General features: G+C 65.0%; 2 protein-coding genes. One reads left to right on the top strand and one right to left on the bottom strand.

Annotation, left to right across the window (positions count from 1 at the left end; translation table 11 throughout):
• Window positions 1-63: 63 nt before the first annotated feature.
• Complete coding sequence (locus tag ACFYPJ_RS39030) at window positions 64-1,977, bottom strand: hypothetical protein (RefSeq protein WP_389026882.1); 1,914 nt, start codon at window positions 1,975-1,977, stop codon at window positions 64-66.
• A 970-nt stretch (window positions 1,978-2,947) separates the two neighbouring features.
• Here ACFYPJ_RS39030 and ACFYPJ_RS39025 point away from each other — a divergent pair.
• Window positions 2,948-3,175: hypothetical protein (locus ACFYPJ_RS39025; RefSeq protein WP_389026880.1), on the top strand; the 228-nt coding region annotated here is incomplete at its 3' end.

Raw genomic sequence — 3,175 nt, 5'->3', positions numbered from 1 at the left:
CAGACCGTCAGGAACCAGCCGCTGCGACAGATCGACACCCACAAGCAGCAATGATGCCCCAACTCACCGCATCACCACATGAGACATCCTCTTAGGCGCCGTCGAATCGACCGAGAAGTAGCAGTGCCAGTCGGGACCCGAGGTGAAATTCCCACTCTGGTCATAGGAGCGTGTCCATGCCCTCACCCGGTAATCGGTGCCGTCCGGCAACGCCGGCGAGTCGACGGTCTCGGTCTGGCCGTCGCCGACGAAGCCGCTTGTCGGCCGCTCCAGCGCACCGCCCGAAACCTGAGTCCATACTCCGTTGACCTTCCGCTCCACCGCGAAGGCGGCCCGCAACTGGGCACCCGCCTCACCACCGGCCGCGGCCTTGACCGTCGCGGTCAGCTTCGGGGTCGGATCGCCGATCACCGTGGCGTCCTCCGGCGCTTCGCAACTGGAGTGAACGCCTCCGTCGCCGCTGACTCCGGCCTTGCTCGGAAGCGCGGGCAGACTTACGTAGGTCACCGACACCACGCCGTCGTTCTTGAAGCGCTTCCAGCCGTTGGCATCCGACTCGTTGTCGGCCGACAGACGCAGCGTCAGCCGGGCGAACTTTCCCGCGGCGAAGTTCTTCACCACCGTGGTCAGGCGGGAATCATGGAACTCGATCGGCGCGTCCGGCTGGGAGGGATCACATGCCGTGCTGCGGCCGGCTGAGACCTTGCGGCTCGCCACCAACCCGAGAGAGGAAGGGCCGGGCCAGGCGGTGGCGGAGGAGATGTTGTTCGTCCGTGTCAGGTCCACGGTGGTCGCATCGCAGGAGAACGACCAGGTCTCAGTGGCCCGGAACGTAGCATCCACCACATTCTTGCCCGCAAGAGCGGCAGGAGAGAACTGGAAGAACATCCGGTTGACGTGAGGGCTGCCGTCACCACATTCGTAGAGATAGTCGCCGATCACCTTGTTCTCGCAGTCACCGACACCTTCATCGCCGGTGAACGCCCAGTACTTGCCGCCCGTCGAGGTGACCACCGTGCGCGCGGAAGCGTTCAGCCCCGTCTGCGGATCGATGTAGACCGGGAACACCGTGTCCGCACCCGTCAGCAGATCGCGATCAGGTGTCACGCTCACCGCCTGGTCGTCCACCTGCACCGGCACCGTCGCCGACGCATCCCCCGCACCCGGCCCGGCCGACGGATCCGCGTCACCGCCCTCGGCAGCAGCCCCCTGCACACCAGCCCGGCCAGCCAACCCCGCCTGCGGAGTTGCGCTACCGGTACCCGCCCCATCTGCGCGCGTGCCGGAACCGGCGTCTCCGGCGGAGTCCCACATCAGCGCCGCAGGAGCGGTGAAGACCGCATTGCCATTCCCGTCGAGCGCCCGCATCCCGCCGGCCGAGCCCGGACCCACCGTCAGCCCCTGTGCACCGACCGGGAAGGAAACCCTGGCCAGCGCAGAATTCTCAGCAGCCTCACGGCTCTTGACCACCAGAACCTGCCTAAACCCTTCGGTGCTCGCCTGCATCTGCAAGTCCACCCCGGGCAGCACCTCCGGATACACCGCTGTGTCCCCATCGAGCACCGGGGTCGGAAGCTTCCCCGGCCAGGCCAGAGACAGCGACCGGCCGTCCTTGCCCAGGCGCACCAGGCCGCCACCGTCCCCACCCCCGGAGAACGTCATGTCCACCACAGCCGCCTTCGGACGTACCGAGCCGTCGGACTGCCGGACCAACGTCGCATCAGGAGTGACAAAACTCCCGTCAGGCAGCTGCGCCCACATCGGGGCAACCGACTGCTCCAAGGTGAAAGTGAAACCGTCGGGATTCGCGAAGGTCTGCGAATACTCCGTACGCTCGCCCACCACCTCGGCCCCCTGACCGCTCGCCTTCGCTTCCTGCGACGCCCGCTGAGCCTCCGTCAACTGCTCATCAGCAGGAGCTCGCACAGGGCCGCCCAAGGCGAACGCACCGCTCGGCGCCAGAGTCGAGAACAGCACCGCACTCGCCGTTGCGACGCCGACTAGGCGGGCCCATCGACGTCTGAGCCCAGCCATGGGATGCATCCCGAACCCCGCCTCACGCCTCGGCACTCTCACAGAGCGCACCCCAAGCAGTCCGTACAGGTGCCCCACCCGTCCCACCGGCCGACGGCCGCGGCGATCCCGCACGACCCACCCCCTCCACGCTCTTTACAGATCCCACACATCGCAAGATCAAGGAGGGAATCTATGGGCCAGTCATGAGCACGTCCAGAGATGCACATCCGGACATAGAAGGCACACGCGACCACACGCTCCGCATCACGCCGTGATCCACACCACATACGTGAATCACGGATGTATTCAAAGCGATATCCCAGGAACTGATACAGGTGTGTCAAATTAACGACTCTGTTGAGTAGTCGACGGTGACGAGAGCGACGGCCGTCGTTGAGATAGCGTGCGTGATGTCACCTTGCTTGTGGGGGTACTATTTACGGTGGTTTCTCTCTCCCCCCCCGTCACCAAGGGTGTGGGGCGATGTCGTCCGAGTGTCGGCGGATCCCGGACGATCCGGTGCCGTGCCCGGTATGCGAGAAGCCGACGGGCAACTTCATGGCTTCCACGGGCGGGTGGCCGCAGGCTCCGGTGGAGAGAGCGGGTCGTCTCGGCAGGTTGCAGCGTCTTGCGTGCCCGGTGCCCGCCCGTTCTCGACAGACGTTGCGCGAACAGGTTCCCGGCGCCGTGGGGCGCTGTAAGGCTCAAGACCCGAGGTCTCGCACGGGAATCGACTCCCCCGTTTGGCAGCTGAATCGCTCCTGGTCGGTGGCCCAAAGAGGCACGTAATCTCTGGCTAATCGTCATCTGGCCGCCGTCACTGACAAGTTGATGACCGACGACAACGAGTAGTCCGGCTGCAGTATTAGCTGCTCGTCGACCTGCTGGCGTTGATCTTGGTCGTCCATCGCTGCACGCTTTGGTTACCCACATGCCAGGCGAGACCACACCGGTGATCATCAGCGGTACCAGCAGGATCCCCAGCTCCAGGCTGTCCGCCCACCCGTGCCAACCGGTGCGCGACATCAGACGTGTCATCAGAACACCACCAGCTGGGACAGACATAGAGGATGTCTCATGTGGTGAGTTTCGCGAGCTTCTTGTAGCAGGTGAGGGCGGCTGCGAGGCCGAGGAAGGCGAGGAAGTGGGAGCCTTTTCG

The sequence above is a fragment of the Streptomyces sp. NPDC006012 genome (genome assembly GCF_042871185.1).
Lineage (GTDB): Bacteria > Actinomycetota > Actinomycetes > Streptomycetales > Streptomycetaceae > Streptomyces.
Note: the sequence above shows the minus strand (reverse complement) of the source record. Positions and strands in the feature narration are given on the sequence as shown.